We start from the raw sequence: 24,563 nt of genomic DNA, 5'->3' as shown, positions 1-24,563 counted from the left end.
TTAATCATTACTATTACATGAAAAATATTCAATCAAACATCAAAAAAGCAAAAAATTACTTAGATAAAAGTCATTGTGTAGCTGTTCCAACAGAAACTGTATACGGACTAGCAGGTAATGCATACTCGGACACCGCTGTTAAAAAAATTTTTAACCTAAAAAGAAGACCTACTAACAATCCGTTAATTGTTCACTACTATAATTTGAAAAAAATTTCAGAAGACTGTGAGATAAATAATAATTTTATTAAACTTTATAAAAAATTTTCTCCAGGACCAATAACATATATATTGAAGCTGAAAAAAAATTCTAAAATATCAAAGTTTGTAACTAATAATAAAAATACAGTTGCTATACGATTCCCAAAACATCCTCTATTTAGAAAGTTACTCAAAAATCTGCAATATCCAGTTGCAGCACCAAGTGCTAATATTTCTTCAAGATTAAGTGCTGTAAAAGCAGCAGACGTCAGAGATGAATTTGGGAACAAAATAAAATTTATTTTGAATGGTGGTGTTTGTAGAATTGGTGTCGAGTCTACAATATTAAATATAACAAATAAACCAAGATTACTCAGATATGGAGGATTGAGTGTTTCAAAGATTAAAAAAACTTTGAATCAAAAAATAATAATTAATATAAATTCAAAAGATAAAATTTCTCCTGGTCTTTTTCCTTTACACTATTCTCCAGGAATACCTTTAAGAAGGAATGCAAAAAAAAACAAAAAAAATGAAGCTTTTGTACTCTTAAAAAAAAGAGAAAATACATCTAAAGACATTTATTATTTAAGCAAAACAAACAACTTAAATGAAGCTGCCAGAAACCTGTATAGTGTTTTAAGGAGAATAAAAAAAGATAAATATAAATCAATAGCTGTAGAAAAAATACCAAATGAAGGAATTGGAAAAACAATAAATGACAGACTCAAGAGGGCATCAAACTTCAAATGAAAAACTCAATAGAAGTCATAAATCTATCAAAATCATATAAGACTAAAAAAGCAGTTAATAATATTAATTTTAAAATTAATGAAAATGAAATAGTAGGACTTTTAGGTCCAAATGGTTGCGGAAAAACAACAACAATCGGAATGATACTAGGATTATTAAAACCAACAAGTGGTCAAGTCTTAATTAACGGTAAAAATATTGAAAGTAATAAAATTTCAATTCTACACAAAATGAATTTTATTTCTCCCTACATTGAATTGCCAAAAAAATTAAAAGTAAACCAAAATTTAATTGTGTATGGTAAACTATATAATATTCAAAATTTGAATGAGAGAATTAATTTTCTCTCAGAAAAATTAAGACTGGGAGATCTTTTAGATAAAATTACAGGAGAGCTGTCATCAGGACAAAAAAATAGGGTCAGTCTTGCGAAAGCATTAATTAATGATCCTACTGTGCTCTTGTTAGATGAGCCAACTGCTGCTCTAGACCCCGAAACAGCAGATTTTATTAGAACCTTTTTAGAAAAGTATAAAGAAGAAAAAAAAATATCTGTTTTGCTGGCTTCTCATAACATGGATGAAGTAAAAAGATTATGTAATTCTGTTATGATGATGAAAGATGGTACTATCGTAGACAGTGGCACTCCAGAAGATTTGATAAAAAAATATGGACAAAAAAACCTGGAAGAAGTTTTTTTAGAAATTGTTAGGAAAGATAAATGAATATTACAAGAATATATGGATTATTTTTAAGGCATTTTTATTTAATTACTAGATCGTTCCCTAGAATACTTGATTTAATATATTGGCCTTCTATCCAGATAACTCTTTGGGGTTTCATTTCGAATTTTTTTGCAGAACACAGTTCATACTATAGTGGAGCCGTTGGAGTTATATTGTCTTGTGCAATTCTTTATGATTTTCTTTTTAGAACAAGCATTGGTTTTAATATGTTATTTTTAGAGGAAATTTGGAGTAGGAATTTTACTAATTTGTTTATTGCTCCAATGAAAATTAGTGAAATAATTACTGCACTTGTAATCACCGCTTTAATAAGAGCTTTAATCGGATTAATTCCAGCGATACTTTTAACCTCACCATTGTTTGGCATATCTATATTAAACTTAGGATTACCATTAGCTTTTCTTTTTTTAAGTTTGTACATTTTTGGAATTACTTTGGGGCTTTTTGTATCAGCTGGGTTGCTAAGATTTGGGCCATCTTTTGAGAATATTGCATGGTCTACAATGTTTTTATTGGCACCTTTTGGCTGTATCTATTATCCAGTTGAAATTTTACCTGAAATATTTCAATCAGTAGCTTTCGCATTGCCATTAGTTTATATATTTGAAGAAACCAGAAATATCTTGGTCAATGGAATTGTTAGCTATGAAAATATTCGTATTGCACTTTCATTAAATGCATTTTATTTCACAGTCGCTATAGCAACTTTTTATTTTTCGTTTGATAAAGCTAGAGAAAAAGGGACATTAATTAATATTGGAGAGTAAATGGTGCGCCTGCAAGGAGTCGAACCCTGAACCTCCAGAGCCGAAATCTGGCGCTCTATCCAGTTGAGCTACAAGCGCATTTAGTATTAATATTATATTTTATGGAAAAAAGCATTAATTTTATAGTTGAAGAAGAAGAAGGGAATTTAAGAGTAGATGTATTAATTAACAAAAGAGACGAAATTATTAGTAGAACCAGAGTTAAAAATTTAATTTTAAAAGAAAAATTAAAACTAAATAATGAAATAATTAAAAGTCCATCTAAAAAAGTTTCAATTGGTGATGTTGTAAATCTTACGATTCCAGAACCAGAGATTGCATCTCTAAAGCCTTATGATTTTAAATTAAATATTGTTTATGAAGATTCTGATTTATTAATAATCGATAAACCTTCAGGAATTATAATGCATCCTGGAGCAGGCAATTATGACAAAACAATTGTAAATGCATTGATGCATTACGATAAAGAATCTTTATCAACTATTGGGGATGAATTAAGACCTGGAATTGTCCATAGAATTGATAAAAATACTTCAGGTTTAGTTGTCGTGGCAAAAAATAATGAGACTCATGAAAATTTATCAAAACAATTCAGTAAGCACACAATTATTAGAGAATACCAACTTTTAATATGGGGAAAGCTAAGACCATCTTTTGGTAGGATAGAAACATTTATTACTCGTAGTTCAAAAAACAGACAACTTATGGAAGTGAGCAGTTCAAAGGGTAAGAAAGCTGTAACAAACTATAAAACAATTGAAATTTTCGAAAATAAAAAAATACCTACATTAAGTTTAGTCGAATGCAAATTAGAAACTGGCAGAACTCATCAAATCAGAGTGCACATGAACTATAAAGGAAATAGTTTAGTTGGTGATGACAAATATAAAAAAAAATATAAAAAATTAAAAAACGTTGATTTTGACATTCAAAATTCAATTACAAATTTAGACAGACAATTTCTACACGCAAAGACTTTGGGCTTTGTTCATCCTAGAACCCAGAAAGAGCTGATTTTTACCTCAATTTTGCCTCAAGAACTAAATAATATTTTAAAAATGCTTAGAAACATTGAGGAATAAATTATTGAAAATTAAGTATAATTAACTAAATAAACTCTGTTATGAGCACAACTATGAGCAACAATCTTCCTACACTATCCAATGAGGGTGGTCTTTCTGCATATTTAGAACAGATTAAAAAATTCCCAATGTTGGCCGCAGAAGAAGAATATATGTTAGCCAAAAATTGGAAAACAACTGGAAATATTAAAGCTGCTGAAAAATTAGTAACTAGTCACTTAAGATTAGTTGCAAAAATTGCTATGGGATATAAAGGCTATGGTCTGCCAATTAATGAAATGATTTCAGAAGGAAATGTTGGTTTGATGCAGGCTGTTAAAAAATTTGAACCTGAAAAAGGTTTTAGATTAGCAACTTATGCTATGTGGTGGATTAAAGCATCCATCCAAGAATATATTTTAAGATCTTGGAGTCTTGTAAAAATTGGAACAACAACTGCTCAAAAAAAATTATTTTTTAATTTAAAAAAAATTAAAAACCAAATTTCCCCCGAAACTGAAGGTGATTTAAGGGACGAACACGTAAACCATATTGCCAACAAACTTGATGTGAGTAAAGAAGAAGTTGTTTCAATGAACAGAAGACTTTCTGGAAAAGAGTTTTCATTGAATGCTCAAGTTGGAGAGGATGGTGATGAATGGCAAGACTGGTTAGTAGATAAAGAGCTTGATCATGATTTAAAATTTGCTCATCATGAGGAAATGGAGCAAAGAAAAGACTTATTAAAAGATTCTATTACAGTGCTTAATGATAGAGAAAGAGAGATATTGTATTCAAGAAGACTTAATGATGATCCAACTACCCTGGAAGATTTAAGTAAAAAATATAAAATTAGTAGAGAAAGAGTTAGACAAATAGAAAATAAAGCATTTGAAAAACTTCAAAAACAAATGCTACTTCTTGCTAAATCTAAAAATTTATTACCAGCAAATTAAGCTTCAAAAGGATTTTCAATTAAAATAGTATCATCTCTTTCAGGACTAGTAGAGACACTAGATATTTTTGCACCAATAAAATCTTCTACTGCAAAAATATATTTTTTTGCATTATCAGGTAAGGAGTCCATATTTTTAATTCCACTAGTAGACACTTTCCAGCCTGGAAAAGATTTGTAAATTGGTTTTATTTTAATTTGATCCTCTACAGCAGCAGGCAAATAATCTAATTTTTCTCCATCGAGTTCATAAGCAACACACATTTTAATTTCATCTAATTCATCAAGAACGTCCAATTTTGTTAAAGCTATACCATCTATACCTGAAACTTTAATTGTTTGTCTTACTAGAACACCATCAAACCACCCACATCTCCTTTTCCTACTTGTAACAGTTCCAAATTCTTTTCCACGTGTGCCCAAAAGTTCACCTACTTCATCAGTTAGTTCTGTTGGAAAAGGCCCTTCCCCTACTCTTGTTGTATAAGCTTTTGTAATTCCTAAAACATAGTTTATTGAATTAGGACCACAGCCTGTTCCAGTAGCTGCGCTCGAAGCAACTGTATTAGATGAAGTTACAAAAGGATAAGTTCCATGATCTACATCAAGTAAAATACCTTGGGCACCTTCAAATAAAATTTTCTTTTTTTGCTTTTTAAATTGATCAATTTTAAGCCATACAGGCTGTGAAAATTTTAATATTTTAGGAGCAATTTTGAGTAAATCAGATTTAAGTTGATCTTTTTCAAAAATTTTTTTTCCAAGTCCTTTTCTGATTGCATTATGATGTATCAATACAGAATCTAATCTTTGATCTAAATTTTTTTCTGATCTTAAATCCATAACCCTTATTGATCTTCTTCCTACTTTATCCTCATAAGCAGGACCAATTCCTCTTCTGGTAGTTCCTATTTTGCTTTTTCCTGCCGTATCTTCTCTAATTTCATCCATTTCTCTATGGAATGGCAAAATCAGATTTGCAGATTCTGATATTATGAAGTTATCTACATCTACTTCTACACCTTTAGATTTAATCTCTTCAATTTCTTCCAATAAGGCCCAAGGATCTACAACAACACCATTACCAATTATTGATATTTTACCTTTTCTAACAATGCCAGATGGAAGTAATCTCAGCTTATAAGTAACGCCATCAATAACAAGAGTGTGGCCCGCATTATGACCACCTTGAAATCTAATAACTACATCTGCCTGTTCAGATAACCAATCAACAATCTTACCTTTTCCTTCATCACCCCATTGAGATCCAACAACAACTATGTTTTTCATTAATTAAATTTTTTATTTACTTTTATAGAAGTGAGATGGTTAATTGGACCATGACCTCTTCCATAATTTGGGTTTGTTTTAATAGCTGAATTTACATACTTAATTCCAAGCTCACAAGATTTCTTTGCTGGTTTTCCACACGATACAAATGTAGTAACCGCACTTGATAAAGTACAACCTGTACCATGAGTATTATTTGTTTTATAACGCGTACTATTAAAAATCTTAATATCTTTTTTATTAACAAAAACATCCTTAACTATTTTATTTTTTGAATGTCCACCTTTAATAAGAACATTTTTAGCTCCAAATTCCATAAGCTTATTTGCAGCGTAAATCATATCTTCAACAGATATGATTTTTGTTTCAGTCAAAATTTCAGCTTCAGGAATATTAGGGGTAACTAGTGAAACTTTTTTTATTAATTCCGATTTTAATAACTTAATTGCTTTATTATCTATTAATTTGGCACCACCTTTTGCAACCATGACAGGGTCTAAAATAATACTTTTAACTTTAATTAAATTTAATGCTTTAATTACCATCTTGATAACATTAGATGAGTGTAACATTCCTATTTTGATTGCATCAGGCTTAATATCTTTTGAAGTAAAAACTATTTGATTGAAAATTTCTTTCGGATTAATACCAACAATTGATTTCACACCTGTAGTATTTTGAATTGTAACTGCAGTTATAGCTGTCATCGCATAAGAACCTAGAGCTGTAACAGTTTTAATATCAGCTTGTATACCAGCCCCACCAGATGAATCTGAACCAGCAATAATTAAAATTTTCGAATTTGGTTTCAATTTATTTTATTTTTTTGGATATCATTTTTACACATCTGGATAAAAGTATTTTATTATCACTTTCTGCCATCACTCTAATTTTAGCTTCTGTTCCCGATTTTCTAACTAAAACTCTTCCCTTACCATGAATTAATTTTTCTGCGAATTTTATAACTTTTTTTATTTCAGGTTTATTAATAATATTTTTATCTTTAACAGTTATATTTTCTAATAATTGAGGAGTTTTCTTAAAACTCTGAAAAAATTCACTCGTTTTTTTTCCTTTTCTCAGAGCAAAAAGAACTTCTAAAGCTACAAGCAGCCCGTCTCCAGTTGTTGCAAATTTACCTAAAATAATATGTCCTGATTGTTCACCACCTAAATTAAATTTATATTTTTGCATTTTTTCTTTAACATATCTATCGCCTACATTAGCTCTTAAAAATTTTATTCTTTTAGATTTTAAATATTTTTCCAATCCATAATTAGACATTAGAGTTCCAACAACACCACCTTTTAGCATTTTTTTATTTTTCCATCTTGCAGCTAAAGCAGCTATTATTTGATCACCATCTACAATGTTACCTTTTTCATCGCACATTATAATTCTATCAGCATCTCCATCTAAAGAAATGCCAATATGAGCTTTATATTTTTTTACAGCTGTTCTAATTTTTCTTGGAAAAGTTGAGCCACAATCTTTATTAATGTTTAAACCATTTGGGTTTACACCTATTGCTATAACTTTAGCGCCTAATGATTTTAATAACTCAGGCCCTGCTTTATAACCAGCACCATTGGCACAATCTATAACAATTCTTAATCCTCTTAAATTGAACTCTTTTGTGAAATTTTTTTTTAATATTTTAATATATTGTTTAGTTCCTGTTTCTAATCTTTTAACTCTTCCTAAGTTTTCAGGACTGGAAAGGTTATTTGATATTTTTTTATCTATAAGAGCTTCTATTTTTTTTTCTATTTTATCTGATAATTTCATTCCATCAGGACCAAATAATTTTAATCCATTGTCATAATGAGGATTATGAGAAGCTGTAATCATAATACCCATATTAGCCTTCATTTCTTTTGTAAGCATAGCTAATCCATTGGTTGGTAAAGGACCCAATGTGTAAACATGCATGCCAGCAGAAACCAAACCAGAAACAAGCGCAGGTTCGAGAGTATATCCTGACAATCTTGTATCTTTTGCTATTATTGCTGTTTGTTTTTTTTTCTTTTGGGATTTAAAATATGTACCACTAGCTAGTCCAAACTTAAAAAACATATCACCATTAATATTTTTACTATTAATAGCTCCTCTTATTCCATCTGTTCCAAAATATTTTTTTGCCATTATTTATTTGTTATCTCTTTAAAAACTTTAATTGCTTGCATAACTTCATTAACATCATGAATTCTTAAAATCTGAACTCCTTGTGTCATCAAATATAATGATGACGATATTGTTCCTCCAATTCTAGTAAAGCTATCATTTTTTTTGGAAATATCTCTAATAAATCTTTTTCTAGAATTTCCTACAAGTATAGGAAATCCTAATGAATGAAAAATAGAAACACTTCTGATTAAATTCATATTATGTTTCAGTTTTTTTCCAAACCCGATTCCAGGGTCTAAAATTATATTGTTATGTTTAATACCTTTAGACCTTAGAAGTTTTATTTTCTCCTCAAAAAAATCATAAATATCTAGTAATTCATTATTATATTTTGGATTTTTTTGCATATTTTCTGGTGTTCCAAGCGTGTGCTGAATGACAAAAGGAACTTTATTTTTTTTTAATACGTTTATTGTTTCTGTATCAAAACTTAAGCCTGAAACATCATTAATTAGTTTTACACCTAATTTAATTCCATTTTTCATTATATCAGATTTTCTAGTATCCAAAGAAATCGGAATTTTTTTTACAATAGATTTTAAGATTTCATTAATTCTTTTCCATTCATCTTCTTTATTTACTGTCTTTGAACCTGGTCTTGTTGACTCTCCTCCAACATCGATTAAATCAGCGCCATCGTTATATAGTTTAAAAGCATGACTTATTCCTCTTTGTTTTGTATTAAATTTTCCTCCATCAGAAAAACTATCTGGGGTAAGATTTAAGACACCTAGTATATTTGGAACTTTTTTAAATTCTAAGTTAGAAAAATTTTTTTTTTTAGTTTTAATTTTTTTTAAATCTAAATTAACTTTTTTCTTTAAATCATTTGGTAAATATTTTATTTGATTAATTGAAATTTTTTTCTTTGATTTTCTAGTTATTATTTCAATATGATCAAACGATATTTCCTTAATTTGATGTAATGGTATGGCTTTTTTTTTACTTACTAAAATTTTTGATTGATTACCATAATAGAAATTACACGCTCTTGTGTAATATCTTTGCATTATAAATTAATGAACAATTTTTGGTTTTAGACCCATGGCTCCTAAAGCCGAGTCATGATCATCTTTTGAGTCTTGATTTTCTAAAATTTTATCTTTTGGATATAAGTTTTTGTTAATTATGTTCTCAATCTCTTCACCTGTTAAGGTTTCGTAAGTAATTAATGCTTTAGCAATTTTATGTAGATCATCAATTTTCTCAGTCAAAATTTTCTTTGCTTGATTATATCCTTCGTCGACTAGTTTCCTAATTTCCTTATCAATTTTTTGAGCAACTTCTTCAGAAACTGATTGTGTTTGAGTAACAGATCTACCTAAGAAAACTTCCTCTTGATTTTCTCCATACTCAACTGGACCCATTTCCTCACTCATACCATATTTAGTTACCATCGCTCTTGCAAGTTGAGTAGCTTGATTAATATCTGAACCACTTCCTCCACCTGCTCCTGTAGAAATGTTATCTTTTCCAAAAATTAATTCTTCTGCAACTCTTCCTCCAAAACAAACTGCTAGTCTAGCTTTTAAATATTTGATTGAATATCCATGTTTATCTCTTTCTGGTAAATTCATAACCATTCCCAAAGCTCTTCCTCTTGGAATGATAGTGGCTTTGTGAATTGGATCATAACTAGGCATATTAAACGAGACTAAAGCATGGCCACCTTCGTGATATGCGGTAAGTTTTTTTTCATCCTCAGTCATTACCATTGATCTTCTTTCAGCACCCATTAATACTTTATCTTTTGCCTCTTCAAATTCTAATAAAGTTACAATTCTTTTATTTTTTCTAGCTGCTAATAAAGCAGCTTCATTGACTAAGTTAGCTAAATCTGCTCCTGAAAAACCGGGGGTCCCTCTTGCAATAGTTCTTAAATTTACATCGGGTGCCATCTTAATTTTTTTCACATGGACTTTTAAAATTTTTTCTCTTCCAATAATATCTGGGTTTGAAACAACTACTTGTCTGTCAAATCTTCCAGGTCTTAATAGTGCTGGATCAAGAACATCAGGTCTATTTGTTGCTGCAATTATGATAACTCCCTCATTAGTATCAAACCCATCCATCTCTACTAATAATTGGTTTAAAGTTTGCTCTCTTTCATCATTACCTCCACCTAAACCCGCACCTCTACTTCTTCCAACTGCATCTATTTCATCAATGAATATTATGCACGGAGAATTTTTTTTACCTTGTTCAAACATATCTCTTACTCTTGATGCTCCAACACCAACAAACATTTCAACAAAATCTGAACCAGAGATAGTAAAGAAAGGAACTCCTGCTTCACCTGCAATAGCTCTTGCTAACAAAGTTTTTCCCGTTCCTGGAGGTCCAACCAATAAAGCACCTCTAGGTATCTTTCCACCAAGTCTACTAAATTTTTTAGGGTCTTTTAAAAATTCTACAATTTCTTCTACTTCTTCTTTTGCCTCTTCTACTCCAGCAACATCATTAAATGTTACTTTGCCTTTAAGTTCATTCATCATCTTAGCTTTTGACTTGCCAAATCCCATTGCTCCACCTTTTCCACCTTGCATCTGTCGCATAAAAAATATCCAAACAGCAATTAATAAAAGCATTGGGAACCAAGAAAGTAGTACGCCAAATAAAGATGGCATTTTTTCTTCTAACGGAGCTGCTGAAATACTTACTCCTTTGTCTGATAATTTTTCAATTAAATTTGGATCGTTTGGAGCATAAGTTGAAAATGAATTTCCATTTGAGTAAACACCCTTGATGTTGTTTCCCTGTATCTCAACTTTTAAAACTTCTCCATTTTCAACTGAAGTTAAAAAATCTGAAAAAATTATTTGATTTCCTCCTCTAATATTTGATTGAGGATTTTTAAACATGTTATAAAGACCAATAGTTAAAAAAACTATTATTCCCCACATAGCCAGATTTTTAAAATTCATGGTGTAAAGATAAGAATTATTGCAAATTAAACAAGTGACAAAATAACTATAAATTTAGTGATATTAACGCTCTTTATATACAATTACAGTTTTCTTGATTTTTTTTATTACACAATTCCCAAGTGTAGACTTAAAAGTAATTTTACTCTGTAGATTTTCTAAAATATTGGTAATTTTTTTACCTCTGGGTGGAGAATACTTTTTCCCAACTAACTGTAAGATCTTTGAAAATGACCTGAACAAAACTTCTTGAGGAAAGTTAAAAAATTCTTCTTTTAATACAACTTTATTTTGAGAAATAATCGAATTTTCTTTTAAATTTTTTTCACAAAAAAACTGGATTGATTGATCAACACTTTTTAAATTATTAATTGATAATTTAAATTTACTTTTATCTAAACCTTCACTTTCAAGATTTTTAATTAAATTTCTAATTCTTACTCTTTTAAAAATTTCATCTTCATTTGAAGGATCTTCTACATATTTATTAAAGACCTTTTTTGAGATGTAGATTAAATCTTTTTTCTCAACGTTTATTAAAGGTCTTAAGATATTTGCATTGTTATTTAAAGTCGTTTTGTCTAAAGATACGATACCCTTTAAACCACTGCCTCTTAAAAGCCTAATTAAAAAATTTTCATAAACATCATCTTCATGGTGACCAAATAAAATATGATTAATTTTAAATTTTTTTGATTGGTTAATTAAGAGATTATATCTTTTTTTTCTTGCGAGAGATTGGATATTATTTTTGGGTTTTTTCCCATTCCATTTTAAAATATCTAAATCTATAGAAAAATCTTTTAAAAGATTTTTTACAAATAAAGCTTCTACAGATGAATTCTTTCTCAATTTATGGTCAACAAGAAAATATTTGACTTTTAAAGATTTTTTAATTGAATAAATTTTTGAAAAAAAAGCTAAAGCAAGGCTATCTGGGCCACCTGATACAGCAACTGTAAAATCGTTATTTAAATTTAAATTATTTTCAAATTTATTATAGATTTTATAAATTCTTTTATCTCTTAATTTATTAAGAAGTTGTTTATGAATCTTGCTTGACGCATTCAAATTTTTTAGACTCATATTTTGCTTTTTGTATTACAGACTGATTTGCATTTGGATATTGCAACTCTACACCATTAATCATCTTACAGCCTTGATCTTTTTCGCCAATTTGAACCATTGAAACTCCAAGCTTTAATAAATTTATTGGAGCTTTCTTGCCTTTTGGATATTTTTGGTATCCTTCGAGATAAGCTGAAGCAGCATCGGTATAAAGTTGTCTTATTCTGAAAGTTTCTGCATACCAATATTGAGCACTACCTGCTAATTCATCATCAGGATTTGACAACACAAATTCTCTAAAAGCTCTTTCTGCTGTACTGTAATCTCCAACTTTTAAGAAACTTGTTGCAAATTCATATTGTTCTTTTGGAGTTAAATCTATTGGTAAAATTTTATCTTCAGTTTGAAAAGTTTCTTCTACAATAGAAGCTGTAGTATCAACCGATTGAATCTGTTGATTCTCCTCTGAAGTTTCCATATCTTTATAAGAAATTGTGCCTAAGTCCTGAGGCTGTGAGCTTCCAGGAAGAATTTGCTTTTCAATTTTAGGCGCAGAACTCAGTTGTTGATTACTATCAATTATACTGACAGAACTTAAATCATTTTCTATATCTTGAAACCTTATCTGATTATCGGATTGTAGCTTGGATACTCTGTTTGAGAGTTTATCAAGCTTAAAATTAATTTCCTCAAATTTATTAGTAAGTTCTCTAAACTGCTCTTCTACCTCAGATAACTTTAACAGATGCCTGGTCAAAACATCTTCAGAGTTATTATCAAGATTTGATACTGATTGATTATTTGTGTTACTTTCTATTTCAATTGATCCAGAGTAAACAGCTCTTTCAAGAGTTTTTAAATCTTTTTTTATTAAATCTAAAATTTCATAAATATTGTGATTATCTGAATAAGCAATTCCTGAAAAAAAGAAATTTAATATTATTATTAAATTAAATAATGTTGATCTGAAAAGTGATCTCATTAAATTTTTATATGATTATAAAAAGGCGAAAAAAAGACCCTAAAATTTTTCGATTTTAGGGTCTTTTTTAAAAATTCTTTAATTTGCTTTAACAGTAACTGATCTTCTGTTTTTAGACCATGCTAAAGGATTTGATCCTGAATCGACAGGTCTTTCTTTACCATAACTGATTACTGTAATTCTGTCTGATGAAACACCATAAGTCATTAGATAATCTTTTGCAGCATTAGCTCTTCTTTCACCAAGTGCTAAGTTATATTCTCTTGTTCCTCTTTCATCTGCATGACCTTCTAAAACTACAGTGATGTTAGAATTTTCTCTTAACCAAGCAGCTTGAGCCCTTAAAGTTTCTCTTGAAGCTGTAGTTAATATAGATTCGTTAGTTGCAAAGAACACTCTATCAGCAACACCATCTGCTAAATATTTTACGCTATCCGTTCCAACGTAAACATCTCCTTGCATTTGACCTGCAATTTTTTCAATCTTAGTTACTTCTTCTTTTTTAGTTTCTTCTTTAGGTGCCTCTTTTTCAACGGCTACTTCTTTTTTTGTTGCACACGCTGTTAAAATTATTCCAGCAGAAATAACTAGTAACGTGTTTTTGAAAATTTTGTTTAATCTCATTAATTTGCTCCTTGCTGCTTTTTCAAATACTATTTTTTTCACAACTAAATAGATGTTTCAACCGAAAAAATCAAGAAATTTCATCGTATTTAAAGATAAATTGATATTAATTACTTAATAAAGACGACCAAGATGGGTCAGATGCGTCCGTCTCAGTTTTTATCAATCTTTCATTATACCCAGTTAAATCAATAGACCATAATTTAGCAGAAAAACCTTCGCCTTTAGAATTAGTTTTTGTTTCTCTATAAAATATCAAAACTCTTCCATTCGGTGACCAAGATGGGGCCTCTTGATAATAGTTTTCTGTTAATAATCTTTCACCAGTCCCATCTGTCCGCATAACTCCGATATAAAATTTTCCTTTATGTAATTTTGTAAATGCTATTAAGTCACCCCGAGGAGACCAAACTGGTGTTCCGTACAAACCATTGCCAAAAGAAATTCTTTTCACATCACTTCCATCATTTTTCATGACATAAATTTGTTGGTATCCACTTCTATCAGAGTTGAAAGTTATATATTTTCCGTCTGGAGAATAAGAAGGTGATGTATCAATTGAAGGATGATTGGTTATTCTCTCTACCAATCGAGTTTCTAAATTCATAGTATAAATATCTGATTTTCCATCTTTTGCGAAACTCATGATTATTTTTTTTCCATCAGGTGAAAATCTAGGAGCAAATGTCATTCCAGGAAAATCTCCAACAACTTCCTGTGTTCCTGTTTCAATATCTAAAAGATAAACTCGTGGCATATTTTTAAAATAAGATAAATAAGTAACCATTTGACTTGCAGGGTTAAATCGTGGAGTAAGTACAAGCTCATTTCCCAAAGTTAGAAATTTATTATTAGCGCCATCTTGATCCATTATAGCTAATTTTTTTATTCTTTGCGTTTTTGGTCCTTCTTCAGCTACATAAATTATTCTTGTATCAAAATATCCTTTTTCTCCCGTTAATCTTTCATACACTTTATCTGATATGATATGCCCAACTCTTCTCCAATTTGTTGGCACAGTTGTAAACGCTAAAGCCATCATCTCTTTTGCAGCAAGCACATCCCAAAGTCTAAACTCAACTCTTAATTTATCATTAATAAAATTTACTTTACCCGTAATAAGAGCTTGGGCTTTAATTAAATTCCAATCCTCAAATCTTGGTTTTAAATTTGCTATATCTGGAGCTTGTAAAAATGCTTTTTTGTCTAAAGGATTAAATAAACCTGAAGTTCTTAAATTATTTTCAACAATTAATGATATTTCAGAACCAATGTTCTCTTTATCTAAAATCTGTTCAAAACTCTTTCTAGATGTTTCATCTATTGACAATGGGGAGACTGCAAGTGGCAGAGGGTTTAGGTTTCCCCTTGTAATATCAACTTCAATTAACGCTAAAGCTTTTATTGGAATTAAAACAAAGATCACAATTATTAGTTTTTTAATCATAAACTCTTTATACTAACCTCCTAACATCTCTCTTGCATCAAAATTTAATTGTAATTCTTTCCACCTCTCATAGCCAGAAGCTGGAACTCTTAAAGGTTGACATAATCTTACTGCTCTTAAGGCACTTTCTGCTAAGACTTTATAGAAACCTTGGCCAGGTTTATTCATTCTAGCATGATCTAATATCTCAGTTTTGGTGACTGAACCATCTGGTTTAAGCTTTAATTTTATTCTAACCAGTAAATTTTCATCATATGGCAAACCTAACGGGATACTCCAACAACCAAAAATTTGGGCTTTTAAAGCATCTTCCTCACTTAGAGTAAGCTTAGAGTTTTCAACGTTTCTTACTTGATCTTGTGTAACATCATTATTGGTTTTAACTTTTTCCGCTGTTTCCTCTTTTGATTTATCTATCAATGCAGCAATGTTATTTGGATCAAATAAATCTTTTTTTTCAAATTCAGATACTTGTTTTACTTCATTATCTACCTTTTCTGGATTTTGTTTTTTTTCTTCTTTAGTCTTTAGTTTTTTTACCTCTTTATCTGGCAAAGGGACAGCTTCAGGATTTTGTTTTTCTATCGTTTTGTTTTTTTTCTCTGAGACAACAGTCTTAGTTTTAGTTTTTTTTACCTTTTTGGGTGGAGCTTGTTCTGAAACAAGTTTTTTTTCTTTTTCTTTTACTTTTTCAATAATTTTTTTTGCTTTAGGCGCAAAAGGAATATTTGTTTCTTCTGTTATTTGAATTAATTCAACAGAAACTATGGGTGGAAGGTCTATTGGTTTTTTTGACAGAAAAGGCAAACTTAAAGCTGTAAGGACAACTAAAGATATGTGTAAAGCTGAGGATATAGCTATACTACTACTCTTCACCGCAACTACCTTTGTTTAAGAGGCTCAGAGATTAAAGCAACTTTTGTAAAACCAGATCCAGATAATAAACCCATTATCTCTAAAACTCTTCCATAGTTTATTGTTTTATCACCTCTTACATAAATTCTTGTGTCAGTTCTATTTTTTGAAACAGCTAAAACTTTAGCAATTATATTGTCATATTCAACTTTTGACTCCTGTATAAAAATTTCACCTTTAGCATTGATAGATAATGTTAAAGGTTCTGTTTCCTCAGGTAAAGAATCTGCTGAACTCTCAGGTAAGTCAACTTGAACACCAACTGTTAAGAGCGGTGCCGTGACCATGAATATAATTAATAGAACCAACATCACATCAACAAAAGGAGTGACGTTAATCTCACTCATTGGTTCCTTAGATGAGCGATTTAATTTAAAAGCCATTTAAATTATTGTTAAAAATCTTTTTGAAAAATTCTCTAATTTTTCTGAGTATTTTTTTGCGTCAGTATTAAATTTATTATAAGCAACTACCGCAGGTATAGCTGCTAAGAGTCCTAACGCTGTTGCAAATAATGCTTCCGCGATACCAGGTGCAACTATTGCAAGACTAGTATTTCTTGAAATAGCAATTGACTGAAAAGAATTCATAATTCCCCAAACTGTTCCAAATAATCCAATAAATGGTGCCGTTGAACCAACAGTTGCTAAAAAAGTAAATCCTTTTTCAATCTTTGACATTTCTTTTTCTATTCCACCCTCAAGGAAGGCTGTCATTCTTTCACTCAAGTTTGTTTTAGATTTTTTCTTTAGTAAGTTTTCCATGGCATTTTGGAATACCAAAGACATTGGGTCTTCTAAATTATTTGGTAAACTATTATAAAAATTTTCAGCAGATTTAGAGTTCCAAAATTTTTCTTCAAATTCCTCTGAAGATTTATTTATTTTTTTAAATAGTCGATATTTTTCTATAATCACCGCCCATGAGTATACTGAGCAAAGTATTAAGCTAATCATTACTGCTTTAACAATTATGTCTGCTTTTAAAAATAAACTAAAAAGTGAAAAATCTGTATTTGTTCCTAAGTCTATTGCATTTGCGGCTATGTCTGCTTCCATAATCACTCATCACACTTAATTGTGTCATGAATTTGACTATATAATTTTAAAGATTAGTCATTTTTGTATGTTTCGTGAAAATAACTGGCTATCAGAATTGCATCTGCTTTATTAGAATCTTTTTTTTTTGATAAATTTGACGAAAAATAAGGAAATATTTCAATAGCTCTTGTCCTGCTAGCATCCTTTTCTGAGTTAATTAAATTAAAATATTTTTTCCATTTTGCTGGTCTTACAAAATAAATTGGCAACTGCATTGCGCTGCAAATTCCTTTTAAAATTCCAAAAGATTGACCAAAATTAAACATACTAGTTACACCTTGACCTGGCATGGCTGAAACTTGTTCTACAACAACTTTAATATTTTTTTTTTCATATGTTTTTATTCTAAGAGAAATTTCATTAAATATTTGAGATCCATTTACTTGTTTTTTATTTTTTTTTCCTTCGATCATTGTTGGCATTTCAATCACATCTTTGATTATTCCATCTTCTAAAAAACATATAGATCCTGATATTCCTGGATCTATTCCAATTATTAACATCAAATATTTCCCAAATTTACGTTTGAAAAAACGTTCTGAACATCATCATCATCTTCTAAATTTTCTAAAAACTCAATCACACTTTCTTTCTCATCATTTTGAATATCAACACTATTTATAGGCACCCACTCAATTTCTGTTGAAATAAAGTTTGCTATTGTATTTTCTAAATTTTTTTTAACATTATATATTTCATTTGAAACACATTGAACTTCATGAAAATCCTGGTGAGAAATACATTCCTCTGCACCAGCTTCTATAGCCAATTCAAAAATTTTATCATCTGATATTTCATTTTTATCAATTTTTATTATCCCAAGTTGTTTAAAGTTATGAGATGCTGATCCTTGGGTACCTAGACTTCCACCAGATTTTTGAAAAATAGTTCTCACATTGGAAGCTGTTCTATTTTTATTGTCAGTTAAAGTTTCTACAATTACTGCAATTTTCTTTGGTCCAAATCCCTCATACCTCAAGTTTTCAAAATTTGCACCAGATGCAGCAGAAGACTTATCTATTGCTCTTTCTATATTATCTTTTGGCATATTTGCTGATCTAGCAGCCTGTACTGCTGATCTTAATCTTGGATTCATTGCAGGATCTTTGTCTCCAAGTTTTGCAGCTACTGTAATTTCTTTAGATAACTTTGAGAATATTTTTGAACGTTGCTTATCAGCTTTTCCTTTTTTATGTTTAATACCCGCCCAATGAGAATGACCTGCCATATCTAAATTAAAAATTTTTTAATTTTTCTCCAAATATATAACTATTAATACTTTTAGCTAAACCAGTATTTATATCACAATCAACAATAACACCAGACAAAGTCCCTTCTCCAACTGCAGGAAAATGTTTAACCGAGTCTTTTTTTAAAAATCTGTTTAATGAATTCTCTTTGTCCATCCCAATTACAGAGTCGTAATCTCCACACATGCCTGCATCAGTTTGATATCCAGTGCCTTTGTTTAGTATTCTGGCATCATTAGTTGGTACATGTGTATGAGTTCCGACAACCAAAGTTGCATGACCATCAAAAAAATGACCTATGGCATTTTTCTCACTGGTAATTTCACCATGAAAATCAACCACTAATAAATCGTAATCATCTTTTAATTTATATTCACTTAAAAATTTTTTTGAAGTTTCAAAAACATCTTCACACTTTTTCATAAAAACATTTCCCATGAGGTTAAGTACCCCAACTCTTATATTTTTATCTGTTTTAAAAATTTGAAAACCTCGACCAGGTGCAGGCTCAAAAAGATTTTTAGGACGTAACAATCTCTCTTCTTTTTCTATGTATTTCATGATTTCTTTTTGATCCCAAACATGATTACCTGTTGTGATTACGTTAACACCAGAGTTATAAAAATCTTTGCAAATTTCTTCTGTCAAACCAACACCTTGGGCTGCAGCATTTTCACCGTTGGCAATAACAAAATCTATTTTTTTTAATTCAACTTCACTAAGTAAGCTGCTTGTAAGTTTAGAGCACCCCGAAATACCAACAACATCGCCTAAAAATAAAATTCTCAAAATATTAAACCTCTTTCTGTAATTATTAAATCAAGCTTCTTATCATAATTATTAATTGGTACCTCTTTTAATTCTTGGAAAGAAAAAGCAAATCCAACTTTAAAGACCTTTTTTTTAATTTCAATTTTTTCAATATAACGATCATAAAAACCACCACCATAACCTAAACGGTTAAATTGCTTATCAAAAGCTAATAGTGGAACTAATAAAATATCTGGATAAACTTTCTTTTGAGATAATGGTTCAATAATCCCATATTTGTTTATCTTTAATGGATTATCTTTGGACCATTCATAAAAGTCCATTTGGTTATCTTTCTTGATGATCGGTAATGAGGTAATTTTTTTATTTTTACTAAATAAATTTAAAACTTCTAAGTCATCTATTTCATGATTGCATGGATAATATCCTCCAACAATTCTTGTTTTAAGCTTATTATCACTTAGGAATTTAATTAATTTTAAAGAATTGATTTTCAAATTTTCTTGAAAATTTTTTTTTCTAAGTGATGTTATCTTTCTTCTTAATTTAGATTTATTCACAAATTTATTGAGGTAAATTTTCTTGTTTTGCTTTTTCCACAAAACTTGAAATTTTCTCTGCTGCAGTATCAATTAAATCTTCATATTTTTTTTGATTAGTTTCAATCTCGATTTTTAATTTATCATGATTTAAATTTAACTCTTTTATTTCTTCTTCTTTTTTATCTTTATATTCATAAATTAGAGTTTTTAATTCCTTAAATTTATTTGATAAATCTTTTAATTCTTGTTTTTTTTGTTCAACTTTCTTTTTTGTTTCGTAGTATTCATCCATTATTTTAACTGCTGTAATTAATAAGAGTTTATTCTCTCCTAAATTGCCAAGATCATTTTTTAAATGATTAAATTTTTGGTTTATTTGTATTAACAATTCTTCTAGATGTTCCTCTTGCCCATCATCACAAGATAGTAAAAACTCTTTATTATTAAATTTAATACTTACATTTGCCATTTATCAATCTCTTCCAACAAAGTATCTGTTTCTTGATTTAATTCATCAATTTTCTCAGAAAACTCTATTTGTTTTCTTTCTTCAGCCTTTTCTTTACTTCTGAACTCATCTAATCTTTTTGACAAAATTTCGTTCTGATCTGATAGCTCTTTATATTTTTTTTCTAGCTCATTTTTTTCAATCTCTAATTGATTTTTTTGCAAATTAAGATTTTGAATATTATTTTTCAAATCTGGATTAGTTAGATCTAAATTTTTTAATTCTTCTAAAGCTTGATTAAGTTTTTTTTCTTTTTCGTTTATAGAATTCATATATATATACTTATAATATTAAATAGAATCTTCTTAGTCTAGTCAGGATAATTTTGAGTAAAATACATAACGATTTAGCAAATTGTATTAGATTTTTATCTATTGATGCAGTTCAAAAAGCTAATTCTGGCCACCCAGGAATGCCAATGGGTATGGCGGACGTTGCGACAGTACTTTTTAGGTATTTTTTAAAATTCAATCCACAAAATCCAAATTGGATAAATAGAGATAGATTTGTTTTATCAGCTGGGCATGGCTCAATGCTTCTTTATTCATTATTATACTTAACTGGTTATAAAAGTATTTCGTTAAATTCGATTAAAAAGTTTAGACAACTAAAATCTATTTGTGCAGGTCATCCAGAGTATCATCCAAAAACTGGAATTGAAACAACCACTGGACCACTAGGACAAGGAATAGCTAATGCAGTTGGATTTGCAATAGCTGAAGAAATCCTCAAAAAAAAATTAGGTAAAAATCTAATTAATCACAAAACTTATGTTCTAGCTGGCGATGGTTGCTTAATGGAAGGTATTAGTCACGAAGCAATGAGTTTAGCTGGTCACTTAAAATTAAAAAATTTGGTGATGCTTTTCGATAATAATAATATTTCAATTGATGGTCCAACAAGCCTTGCTGTATCAGATAATTTTAAAAAAAGATTTGAAAGCTATGGATGGGATTACATATTAGTTGATGGTCACAATCAAAATCATATTTATAGAGCTTTAAAAAGAGTTCAAAATGCAAAAAAACCAACAGTAATTTCTTGTAAAACAAAAATTGGATATGGTTCTCCAAATAAATCTGGTAAGTCGTCTTCACATGGTAGTCCTTTGGGATTAGATGAAATTAAATTAGTAAGAAAATTACTTAAATGGAAATATAAACCTTTTGAAATTCCAAATAAATTATTAGACCAATGGAGAGCTATTGGAAGAAAGGGTCAGTTAATTGAAAAAAAATGGGACAAATTAACTAAAAAACAAAGTAAAAAATTAAATCTAATCAAAAATAATAATAACTTTAAAAATGTTTTAAATACAGAAAAGAAACTTGCAATCAAAGAACCTAAAAGCTTAGCAACAAGAAAATGTTCTGAGTTAACTTTAAGCGCATTAACCAATTCAAATAATAATCTTATTGGTGGTTCTGCAGATTTGGCTGGATCTAACAATACAAAAACAAAAAAACATAAAATTATTACACCAGGAAATTTTGATGGAAATTATATTCACTATGGAGTCAGGGAACATGCAATGAGTGGGGTTATGAATGGAATCGCACTACATAGTAATTTTATTCCTTATGGTGGAACTTTTTTAATATTTTCTGATTACTGTAAACCATCGATAAGATTGTCAGCTCTAATGCAACAAAGAGTTATTTATGTGATGACACATGATTCAATTGGCTTAGGTGAAGATGGGCCAACACATCAACCAATTGAGCAATTATCTGGTTTAAGATCAATTCCAAACCTAAATGTCTTTAGACCTGCAGATAGAATTGAAACAATTGAATGCTGGGAACATGCTTTAAAAACTACAAAGACTCCAAGCGTGTTGTCTCTAACAAGACAAAATTTAGATCCAATCAGAAAAAAATATTCCTCAAATAATAAATGTTCACTTGGTGCTTATGAGGTGCTTAGAACAAATAAGAAAATTAAATTAACAATTTTGGCAAGTGGTTCAGAAGTAAATCTTGCAATCGAGGCTAGCCATAAACTTGCTAAAGATAAAATTTATTCTAAAGTTATATCAGTACCTTGTATGGAACTTTTTGATAAACAAAGTAAAACTTATAGAAATAAAATACTAAATGAAACCAAAAATAAAATCTCTATAGAAGCTGGTTCAAGTGATTGTTGGAAAAAGTATGTTGGTGAAAATGGAAAGAATTTTGGAATTAATGAATTTGGTAAAAGTGCACCATTTAAAGAAATATATAAATATTTTGGGCTAACAAAAGAAAATATAACCAATAAATCAAAAAATTTAATTAAAAATTAATAATGACAATTAAAGTTGGAATTAATGGAATGGGTAGAATTGGTCGAATGGTAGTTCGATCAATTATAGAAAACCAGGATAAAAAAATAAAAATACAACACATAAACAATAGATCAAATTCTGAGACTACTTGTACATTAATAAAATATGACTCAATTCATGGTAGATTTGATGCTGATTTAGATTTTGATGAAAATCACTTAATAATAAATAATGAAAAAATTACATTTTCACAGGAGTCTAATATTGAAAACATAGACTGGAAAAAATTTGATGTTGATTATGTTTTTGAGTGTACAGGAAAATTTAATTCTAAAGAAAAACTTTTAGCTCATGTTAAAAATGGAGTAAAAAAAGTAATAGTATCTGCGCCATGTAAAAACGCAGATAAAACAATTGTATTTGGTGTAAATGAAAAAGATATAACCAGTAAGGACCAAATAATCTCAGCCGCATCATGCACCACAAACTGTTTGGCTCCAGTTGTACATACACTAAATGAAAATTTTGAAATTGAAAAAGGGTTTATGACCACTATTCATGCGTTTACAAGTGATCAAAGAATTCTGGATAATTCACATAAAGACCCAAGAAGAGCAAGATCAGCAAGTCAATCAATTGTCCCAACATCTACTGGTGCATCAAAAGCAATTGGTGAAATAATTCCTAGCTTGAAAGGTAAATTAGAGGGAGTTGCAATGAGAGTACCTACCCCAAATGTTTCACTTGTAGAATTAGTTTTCTGTACAAAAAAAAATATCAACAAGGAAAATATAAATAAATCATTTGAATTAGCATCAAAAAATAATCTTAAAAATGTATTAGAAATCACTCATGAGAAGTTAGTATCAATTGATTTTAATCATAACCCTGCATCTGCGATTGTTGATGGATCTCTTACCAATGTTGTTGGAGACAGTATGGGTAAAATTTCAGCCTGGTATGATAATGAATGGGGTTTTTCAAATCGTATGTGTGATATTGCAGAATTTATTCATCAAAATTCTTAATGCAAAGTGTTTCCAAACTAACCAACCTACAAGGTAAAAAAGTTATTTTAAGATTGGATTTAAATGTCCCTCTTAACAATGGTGAGATAACTGATACAACGAGAATTGACAAAGTTCTTCCAACAATAGAATTTTTATTAGAGCAAAATTCAAAAATAGTTATCTTATCTCACGTTGGTCGACCTAAAGGAAAAGTAATTAAAGATCTTTCGTTAAAACCAATTCAAAATGATATAGAAAAAAAATTAAATGAGAAAATTAACCTTATTGAAAAAAGTATTTATGAGATAAATAAAGACTTACTTGATAATTTCAGTGAAAAAATTTTATTAATTGAAAATATTAGATTTTATCCAGAAGAAGAAAAAAATGACACTAATTTTGCAAAACATTTAGCAAGTTTAGGTGATATTTATGTAAATGATGCTTTTTCATGCTCACATAGAGCTCATACATCTGTTTGTGAAATTTCAAAATTTTTACCGTCTTTTTCAGGATTACAACTAGATTTAGAGATTGGTGCATTAAAAAAAATTACATCTAATATAATTAAACCTGTTACTTGCATAATTGGAGGATCTAAAATTTCTACTAAAATTAATATTATTAAAAATTTAATTCCAAAATTTGATAACATAATAATTGTAGGTGCAATGGCGAATAACTTAATTGAACACGATGGATACAACATTGGAAAATCTCTTAAAGAAGAAAATGTTAATTCTATAGTTAATGACATACTCTCATATTCAAAAGAAAAAAAATGTAATATAATTTTTCCAGAAGATGTAATAGTGGCAAATGGTTTAAATGGTCAGCCTAAAATTAAAGAATTGAATCAAATTAAATTAGATGAAATGATTTTGGATATAGGTCCAAAAACTATTGAAAGTATATGTAATATTATTGATAATACAAATACCATATTATGGAACGGTCCTGCTGGATATTTTGAAAATCCTAATTTTGCTAATGGAAGTGCTGCAATTGCAAAAAAAATAGTTGAAAAAAATAAAGAAGATAAAATTTACTCTGTTGTAGGTGGTGGAGATACCGTTTCATTAATTAATTCTTTGAATGCTGTTAATGACTTTAATTTTGTTTCAACTGCAGGTGGAGCATTTTTGGAATATCTTGAAGGAAAAGAACTTCCTGGTATAAGCTCCTTGAATTGAT

General features: G+C 29.4%; 26 protein-coding genes and 1 tRNA gene. 8 read left to right on the top strand and 19 right to left on the bottom strand.

Annotation, left to right across the window (positions count from 1 at the left end):
• Nucleotides 1-17 precede the first annotated feature (17 nt).
• Genes ACTTA8_RS00360 through ACTTA8_RS00350 form a run of 3 tightly spaced genes read left to right on the top strand, consistent with a single transcriptional unit; the run spans nucleotide 18 to nucleotide 2,466 of the window.
• Nucleotides 18-953, top strand: coding sequence for an L-threonylcarbamoyladenylate synthase (locus ACTTA8_RS00360; RefSeq protein ID WP_440653688.1), 936 nt, complete (start codon nucleotides 18-20; stop codon nucleotides 951-953).
• On the top strand, nucleotides 950-1,678 hold the full coding sequence (locus tag ACTTA8_RS00355) for an ABC transporter ATP-binding protein (RefSeq protein ID WP_440653686.1): 729 nt from the start codon (nucleotides 950-952) through the stop codon (nucleotides 1,676-1,678). Before ACTTA8_RS00360 ends, ACTTA8_RS00355 begins: the two co-directional genes overlap by 4 nt.
• Nucleotides 1,675-2,466: an ABC transporter permease gene (locus tag ACTTA8_RS00350; protein ID WP_440653685.1), complete on the top strand. Its 792-nt coding sequence runs from the start codon at nucleotides 1,675-1,677 to the stop codon at nucleotides 2,464-2,466. The genes ACTTA8_RS00355 and ACTTA8_RS00350 overlap by 4 nt, the downstream gene beginning before the upstream one ends.
• Nucleotide 2,467: 1 nt before the next feature.
• Here ACTTA8_RS00350 and ACTTA8_RS00345 read toward each other — a convergent pair.
• Nucleotides 2,468-2,544 (bottom strand) — tRNA-Arg (locus ACTTA8_RS00345).
• Nucleotides 2,545-2,567: 23 nt separating this feature from the next.
• On the opposite strand from ACTTA8_RS00345, the gene ACTTA8_RS00340 reads away from it, so the two are divergent.
• Both ACTTA8_RS00340 and rpoH read left to right on the top strand, forming a co-directional pair.
• Nucleotides 2,568-3,548, top strand: a complete 981-nt coding sequence (locus ACTTA8_RS00340) for an RluA family pseudouridine synthase (RefSeq protein WP_440653684.1) — start codon at nucleotides 2,568-2,570, stop codon at nucleotides 3,546-3,548.
• Between the two features lie 53 nt (nucleotides 3,549-3,601).
• The gene (gene rpoH / locus ACTTA8_RS00335; protein ID WP_440653682.1) at nucleotides 3,602-4,483 is read left to right on the top strand and encodes an RNA polymerase sigma factor RpoH; all 882 of its coding nucleotides are present in this window, start codon (nucleotides 3,602-3,604) and stop codon (nucleotides 4,481-4,483) included.
• Here the strand turns inward: rpoH and ACTTA8_RS00330 are convergent.
• The 18 genes from ACTTA8_RS00330 to ACTTA8_RS00245 form a co-directional block, all read right to left on the bottom strand.
• On the bottom strand, nucleotides 4,480-5,772 hold the full coding sequence (locus ACTTA8_RS00330) for an adenylosuccinate synthase (protein WP_440653681.1): 1,293 nt from the start codon (nucleotides 5,770-5,772) through the stop codon (nucleotides 4,480-4,482). The two genes, rpoH and ACTTA8_RS00330, sit on opposite strands and share 4 nt — an antisense overlap.
• Complete coding sequence (thiD, locus tag ACTTA8_RS00325) at nucleotides 5,772-6,584, bottom strand: bifunctional hydroxymethylpyrimidine kinase/phosphomethylpyrimidine kinase (RefSeq protein WP_440614001.1); 813 nt, start codon at nucleotides 6,582-6,584, stop codon at nucleotides 5,772-5,774. The genes ACTTA8_RS00330 and thiD overlap by 1 nt, the downstream gene beginning before the upstream one ends.
• 1 nt (nucleotide 6,585) lies before the next feature.
• Nucleotides 6,586-7,917: a phosphoglucosamine mutase gene (gene glmM / locus ACTTA8_RS00320; RefSeq protein WP_440653679.1), complete on the bottom strand. Its 1,332-nt coding sequence runs from the start codon at nucleotides 7,915-7,917 to the stop codon at nucleotides 6,586-6,588.
• Nucleotides 7,917-8,969 (bottom strand): dihydropteroate synthase, encoded by a 1,053-nt coding sequence (gene folP, locus ACTTA8_RS00315; protein ID WP_440613999.1) that lies wholly within the window; start codon nucleotides 8,967-8,969, stop codon nucleotides 7,917-7,919. Before folP ends, glmM begins: the two co-directional genes overlap by 1 nt.
• A 6-nt stretch (nucleotides 8,970-8,975) precedes the next feature.
• Nucleotides 8,976-10,883: an ATP-dependent zinc metalloprotease FtsH gene (gene ftsH, locus ACTTA8_RS00310; RefSeq protein ID WP_262590286.1), complete on the bottom strand. Its 1,908-nt coding sequence runs from the start codon at nucleotides 10,881-10,883 to the stop codon at nucleotides 8,976-8,978.
• Nucleotides 10,884-10,946: 63 nt separating this feature from the next.
• Complete coding sequence (gene tilS, locus ACTTA8_RS00305) at nucleotides 10,947-11,969, bottom strand: tRNA lysidine(34) synthetase TilS (protein WP_440653678.1); 1,023 nt, start codon at nucleotides 11,967-11,969, stop codon at nucleotides 10,947-10,949.
• Nucleotides 11,929-12,933 (bottom strand): tol-pal system protein YbgF, encoded by a 1,005-nt coding sequence (ybgF, locus tag ACTTA8_RS00300; RefSeq protein WP_440653676.1) that lies wholly within the window; start codon nucleotides 12,931-12,933, stop codon nucleotides 11,929-11,931. The genes tilS and ybgF overlap by 41 nt, the downstream gene beginning before the upstream one ends.
• Before the next feature lie 78 nt (nucleotides 12,934-13,011).
• Nucleotides 13,012-13,557 (bottom strand): peptidoglycan-associated lipoprotein Pal, encoded by a 546-nt coding sequence (gene pal, locus ACTTA8_RS00295; RefSeq protein ID WP_440651922.1) that lies wholly within the window; start codon nucleotides 13,555-13,557, stop codon nucleotides 13,012-13,014.
• Nucleotides 13,558-13,663: 106 nt separating this feature from the next.
• Nucleotides 13,664-15,004 carry a Tol-Pal system beta propeller repeat protein TolB gene (gene tolB, locus ACTTA8_RS00290; RefSeq protein ID WP_440653674.1) on the bottom strand — a complete coding sequence of 447 codons (1,341 nt, stop codon included), beginning with the start codon at nucleotides 15,002-15,004 and terminating at the stop codon, nucleotides 13,664-13,666.
• Between the two features lie 12 nt (nucleotides 15,005-15,016).
• Nucleotides 15,017-15,880, bottom strand: coding sequence for an energy transducer TonB (locus ACTTA8_RS00285; protein ID WP_440613994.1), 864 nt, complete (start codon nucleotides 15,878-15,880; stop codon nucleotides 15,017-15,019).
• A gap of 5 nt (nucleotides 15,881-15,885) precedes the next feature.
• Nucleotides 15,886-16,302 carry a protein TolR gene (gene tolR, locus ACTTA8_RS00280; protein ID WP_075506058.1) on the bottom strand — a complete coding sequence of 139 codons (417 nt, stop codon included), beginning with the start codon at nucleotides 16,300-16,302 and terminating at the stop codon, nucleotides 15,886-15,888.
• Nucleotides 16,303-16,977, bottom strand: a complete 675-nt coding sequence (gene tolQ, locus ACTTA8_RS00275) for a protein TolQ (RefSeq protein WP_440613993.1) — start codon at nucleotides 16,975-16,977, stop codon at nucleotides 16,303-16,305.
• 53 nt (nucleotides 16,978-17,030) lie between these two features.
• Nucleotides 17,031-17,522, bottom strand: a complete 492-nt coding sequence (locus tag ACTTA8_RS00270; protein ID WP_440613992.1) for a crossover junction endodeoxyribonuclease — start codon at nucleotides 17,520-17,522, stop codon at nucleotides 17,031-17,033.
• On the bottom strand, nucleotides 17,522-18,247 hold the full coding sequence (locus tag ACTTA8_RS00265; RefSeq protein WP_440613991.1) for a YebC/PmpR family DNA-binding transcriptional regulator: 726 nt from the start codon (nucleotides 18,245-18,247) through the stop codon (nucleotides 17,522-17,524). Before ACTTA8_RS00265 ends, ACTTA8_RS00270 begins: the two co-directional genes overlap by 1 nt.
• 7 nt (nucleotides 18,248-18,254) lie before the next feature.
• Complete coding sequence (locus ACTTA8_RS00260; protein WP_440653673.1) at nucleotides 18,255-19,058, bottom strand: TIGR00282 family metallophosphoesterase; 804 nt, start codon at nucleotides 19,056-19,058, stop codon at nucleotides 18,255-18,257.
• Nucleotides 19,055-19,600, bottom strand: a complete 546-nt coding sequence (locus ACTTA8_RS00255; RefSeq protein WP_440653671.1) for a 5-formyltetrahydrofolate cyclo-ligase — start codon at nucleotides 19,598-19,600, stop codon at nucleotides 19,055-19,057. Before ACTTA8_RS00255 ends, ACTTA8_RS00260 begins: the two co-directional genes overlap by 4 nt.
• Before the next feature lie 4 nt (nucleotides 19,601-19,604).
• Nucleotides 19,605-20,051 carry a cell division protein ZapA gene (locus ACTTA8_RS00250; RefSeq protein WP_440613988.1) on the bottom strand — a complete coding sequence of 149 codons (447 nt, stop codon included), beginning with the start codon at nucleotides 20,049-20,051 and terminating at the stop codon, nucleotides 19,605-19,607.
• Nucleotides 20,039-20,362 (bottom strand): 5-formyltetrahydrofolate cyclo-ligase, encoded by a 324-nt coding sequence (locus tag ACTTA8_RS00245; protein WP_075506051.1) that lies wholly within the window; start codon nucleotides 20,360-20,362, stop codon nucleotides 20,039-20,041. The genes ACTTA8_RS00250 and ACTTA8_RS00245 overlap by 13 nt, the downstream gene beginning before the upstream one ends.
• Nucleotides 20,363-20,415: 53 nt before the next feature.
• Between ACTTA8_RS00245 and tkt the strand changes: the two genes are divergently transcribed.
• Genes tkt through ACTTA8_RS00230 form a run of 3 tightly spaced genes read left to right on the top strand, consistent with a single transcriptional unit; the run spans nucleotide 20,416 to nucleotide 24,562 of the window.
• Entirely contained in the window at nucleotides 20,416-22,377 is a 1,962-nt protein-coding gene (tkt, locus tag ACTTA8_RS00240) for a transketolase (RefSeq protein ID WP_440653669.1), read from the top strand.
• A 2-nt stretch (nucleotides 22,378-22,379) separates the two neighbouring features.
• Nucleotides 22,380-23,387, top strand: coding sequence for a type I glyceraldehyde-3-phosphate dehydrogenase (gap, locus tag ACTTA8_RS00235; protein WP_440653668.1), 1,008 nt, complete (start codon nucleotides 22,380-22,382; stop codon nucleotides 23,385-23,387).
• Nucleotides 23,387-24,562 (top strand): phosphoglycerate kinase, encoded by a 1,176-nt coding sequence (locus ACTTA8_RS00230; RefSeq protein WP_440613985.1) that lies wholly within the window; start codon nucleotides 23,387-23,389, stop codon nucleotides 24,560-24,562. Before gap ends, ACTTA8_RS00230 begins: the two co-directional genes overlap by 1 nt.
• The last annotated feature ends 1 nt before the right edge of the window (nucleotide 24,563 follow it).

Origin of the sequence: Candidatus Pelagibacter sp. HIMB1506, assembly GCF_052047935.1 — a bacterium.
In the GTDB taxonomy this organism is placed as follows: Bacteria; Pseudomonadota; Alphaproteobacteria; order Pelagibacterales; family Pelagibacteraceae; genus Pelagibacter.
The sequence above is the reverse complement of the archived record's forward strand: the minus strand, read 5'-3'. Positions and strand labels throughout refer to the sequence as shown.